3 protein-coding genes are annotated in these 4,113 nt (G+C 72.8%); all 3 read right to left on the bottom strand.

Going from position 1 to position 4,113, the window contains the following annotated elements:
• Window positions 1-107 precede the first annotated feature (107 nt).
• Window positions 108-1,307, bottom strand: coding sequence for a DNA polymerase IV (dinB, locus tag VFZ39_RS18235; RefSeq protein WP_330867221.1), 1,200 nt, complete (start codon window positions 1,305-1,307; stop codon window positions 108-110).
• Between the two features lie 24 nt (window positions 1,308-1,331).
• Window positions 1,332-2,072, bottom strand: a complete 741-nt coding sequence (locus tag VFZ39_RS18230) for a methyltransferase domain-containing protein (protein ID WP_330867220.1) — start codon at window positions 2,070-2,072, stop codon at window positions 1,332-1,334.
• 31 nt (window positions 2,073-2,103) lie between these two features.
• Window positions 2,104-4,113, bottom strand: a 2,010-nt coding sequence (locus tag VFZ39_RS18225) for an OB-fold nucleic acid binding domain-containing protein (RefSeq protein ID WP_330867219.1), incomplete at its 5' end; no start/stop codon positions are given.

Genomic DNA, 4,113 nt, shown 5'->3' with positions numbered 1-4,113 from the left:
TCGGAGAGAGGCACGGTTCCTCCCTGGGGGTTCGGGGCTCCAGGCCAAGTCTAGGCAGGTGGTGGTGAGGTGGGTACACCTGTCCGGTGATTTTATTCCCGGGCGTCTCATCGTTCGGCCAGCAGGCTCGCGGGACGAACGGCGGCGCTCCCGAACCGGTGGACCGCACGGTCCGCCGCCCGGTCCGCCTCGTGCCAGCCGTGCTCGCGCTCCCCGAGGACCAGCTGTCGGTGGACCCGCTCGCGCGGCAGGAGCCCCTCGACCCGCACCCCGACCAGCCGGACCCGGGCGCGTTGGAGGCCGAGCGCGTCGTAGAGCCGGGTGGCCGCCTGGTGGATCTCGACGGTCACGTCGGTGGCCTCCGGCAGCGTGCGGGAGCGGGTGATGGTGGTGAAGTCGGCGAACCGGACGGTGATCGTGACGGTGCGACCGGCGACTCCTGCCACCCGCATCCGGCGCCCGACCTTCGCTGCGAGCCGCAGCAGCTCGCGCACCACGACCTCGCGGTCGTCGGTGTCGCGCCCGAACGTCTCCTGCGCTCCCATCGACTTGTCGGGGTCGCCACCGAAGAACGCCGGGGCGTGGCGCGACACGATCGGCCGCCGGTCGGTGCCCCAGGCCAGCTCGTGGAGGTGGTCGCCGAGATGGTGGCCGACCGCGCGGCGCAGGGTGCGCAGCGGAGTGCGGGCGACGTCGCCGACCGTGACCAGCCCGAGCCGGTGGAGCATCGCCTGGGTCTTCTCCCCGACGCCGTACAGCTCACCGACGTCGAGCGGGTGGAGGAACGCGGCGACCTGGGCCGGCGGCACCACCACGACCCCGTCGGGCTTGGCGCGCTTGCTGCCGAGCTTGGCGACCGACGGCGCGGCCGCCACCCCGACCGAGCAGGTGATGCCCTGCTCGTCGTGGACGACCGCGCGCAGCTGCTCGGCGATCTGCAGCGGTGACCCGAGCCGACGGGTGGCGCCGCGTACGTCGAGGAACGCCTCGTCGAGCGAGAGCACCTCGACCAGCGGGGTGACCCGGCGGAACGTCTCGATCACCGAGGTCGAGACCGAGGAGAAGGTGTCGAAGTCGGGTGCGACGACCACCGCCCGCGGGCAGAGCCGGCGCGCCCGCGTCATCGGCATGGCCGAGCGCACGCCGTACTGCCGCGCTGCGTAGTTGGCCGACAGCACCACTCCGCGCCCTCCCCCGCCGACCACCACTGGCTGGTCGACCAGGTCGGGCCGGTCGCGGGTCGCGACGGAGGCGTAGAACGCGTCCATGTCGACGTGGAGGATCGGGCAGTCCCAGGAGTGGTCCATCAGAGACCTCCCGGGAAGGGAGGGTCAGTGGGAGGCGACGACGTGTAGCTGTGCGGCGAGCGGGCGGTACTCGGCGCGCTCGGAGACGGCCTCCTCCAGCTCGAGCAGCGCGGTGGTCGCCCCGGGCTCGAGGTCGAGCAGCGAGCCGGGGACCAGGTCGGAGAAGACCCTGACCGCGTGGGTCGTGGTGATCGTGAACCCGGCCGTGGACAGCAGGTCGGTGAGCTCCTCGTGGGTGAACCGGCGAGCGGCGCGCCCCGCTGGGCTCTGCTGGCCGAGGGGGGTCCCGTCGAGGATCGCCCGAGCCTGCTCGAAGTGACCGGCCATCGCGCGGGCGACCACGGCGGCGTGGCGCTGGGCGACCAGCAGGCTGAGCACGCCTCCTGGCCGGAGCACGCGCGCGATCGTGGCCAGGGCCGCTGCGGGATCGTCGACGACCTCGAGGACGCCGTGGCAGAGCACCACGTCGGCACTGCCGGGCTCGGCGACGTCGAGCAGTGAGGACAGGTCGCCCTGCTGGCCGGTGACCTCGACCCCGCTCTCCCGCGCTCGGCGGTCGAGCGCCGCCAGCGCGTCGGGACTGGGGTCGACCACCCGGACCCGGTGGCCGAGCTCGGCGACCCGGACGGCGAACCCACCGGTGCCGCCGCCGATGTCGAGCACGTCCTGACCGGCTGCGCGGTCCCAGACCGGCTGCAGACCCGACCACACCACGGCAGTGCGGGCCGCGCCGCGTCGCTCGCTCGCGGATCCGCTGGTCGGCATGAGAGCAACCCTAGGGCCTGAACGGATCTGCTCACCCCGGGCTCCCGGGGCTGCGGTACCACAGCTTGCGGGCGACCTGTGTCGTCGTGTCCTTGACCGCGTCGCCGGCCGGCTTGACGTCGGCGTACGGCGACATCTGGAACCCGCTGGAGTGGGTGAGCACCCGCTGCTGCGTCGGTGCGACGAAGCCCTCGGGCATCGTCTCGATCACCTCGTGGACCGCGGCCATCCCCTCGCGCTGCCAGAGGTCGTGGAGCGCGGGCAGCTCCCACGCGCCGGTCGCCCGCAGCGACACCCCGCGGTAGCCGGTCCGCCGCAGCTCGCCGCGGACCACCAGCAGCCAGGAGCCGAACACGGTGGCGGCGTACGGGCCCTGGGCGTCCTCGAAGAAGGTGGCGTCGACCGGGCCGGTGGCGTCGTCGAGGGTCAAGAAGACGACCCGGCGCCCGGAACGGACCGGCGGAGTCTGGGTGGCGACCTTGACGCCGGCGACCAGCAGGTCGGCCTTGCTGCGCCGTCGGAGCAGGTCGCGGCTGCGGGTGACGCCGAGCTCGTCGAGGAACTCGGAGTACCGGTCGACGACGTGGCTGCTGACGTCGAGCCCGAGGATCTCCAGCTCCGCCCGCATCCGCTCCTCGGCATTCATCTCGGGCAGTCCGGACACCTCACCCTCCCCCGGCCGGTCGCCGAGGTCGAGGGTGAGCTGGACCGACTCGACTGCTCCCGGCGGCGGAGTCGCCCGCGACTGGGCGCTGGCCCGCGCCCACACTCCTCCGTCGGCGAGCGCGTGCCGCTCGGTCGGGGGCGCGGCCTCCCGGTCGAGCGGGTCGGTGCTGTTGCGGGCGGCCGCCCGGGAGACCGGCTCGCTGCGAGCGGGCGTCGTACGGCGGCCCGACCCGAGCCCGCGACCCCGGGTGGCGCGGTCGAGGGAGCGGGCGTAGCGGTCGAGCTCCATCACCTGCAGCAGCAGGTCGCGCCGGGTCGTGCTCCCCGGTGCCGGGTCGGCAGTGATGCCGTAGAGCCGGTCGAAGGCGCCGGTGAGCACCAGCCGCTCGACCACCGGCCGGGACACTCGCGCGCGGTGCCAGAAGTCGGTGAGCGAGTGGTAGGGGCGGCTGGCGAGGATCCGCTCCACCTCGGTGTCGCTGATCCCCTTCACCTCGGCCAGCGCGAGCCGGATCGCGGACCCTCTCTCCTCCCCGGGCAGCCGCTCCACGAGGTACTCCCGGCCGCTGGCGTTGACGTCGAGCCCGAGCACGGTGATGCCGCACTGCCGGGCGTCGTCGAGGATCAGCCGCTTGGGGTACATCCCGGGGTCGTGGGTGAGCACGCCGGCCAGGAAGTGCGCCGGCCAGTGCGCCTTGAGCCAGGCGGACTGGAAGGTCGGCAGCGCGAACGCCGCGGCGTGGGCCTTGCAGAACCCGAAGCTGGCGAACGCCGCCAGCACCTTCCAGACCCGCTCGACCACCGGCAGCGGGTAGCCGCGGCCCAGCGCCCGCGGGAAGAACCACAGCTTCGTCTCGGCCATCCCCTCGACGTCGCCGAGGGCGCGCCGCTTCTCGTCCGCCTCGGCGCGGGTGATGCCGGCGAAGCAGGCGATCATCTCGATCACCTGCTCGTGGAAGACGACCACGCCGTAGGTGCTCTCGAGGATCGGCCGCAGGTCCTCGTGGATGTACTGGGCGTCCTTCCAGCCCTGCTTGACCTCGAGGTACGGCGTCACCATGTCGCTCTTGACCGGGCCGGGCCGGAACAGCGAGATGTCGGTGATGATGTCGGAGAAGGACTCGATGCCGGACTTGCCGACCAGCTCCCGCTGCCCCGGGGACTCGATCTGGAACACCCCGAGGGTCTTGGCGGCGCTGATCATGGCGTAGGTGTCGGGGTCGTCGAACGGCACGTCGGCCTCGTCGTCGAGGTCGACCTCGACCCCGTCGACCCGGCGGATCTCGGCGACCGCGTGCGCCATCGACGACTGCATCCGGATGCCGAGCACGTCGAGCTTGAGCAGCCCGAGCTCCTCGACGTCGTCCTTGTCGAA

Origin of the sequence: Nocardioides sp. (genome assembly GCF_036374615.1) — a bacterium.
GTDB lineage: Bacteria > Actinomycetota > Actinomycetes > Propionibacteriales > Nocardioidaceae > Nocardioides.
This window is presented reverse-complemented; position numbering and strand designations above follow the sequence as displayed.

Coding starts and splice junctions, on each gene's coding strand:
- dinB (WP_330867221.1), bottom strand. CDS start 1,307: ATGGACCACTCCTGGGACTGCCCGATCCTCCACGTCGACATGGACGCG.
- VFZ39_RS18230 (WP_330867220.1), bottom strand. CDS start 2,072: ATGCCGACCAGCGGATCCGCGAGCGAGCGACGCGGCGCGGCCCGCACT.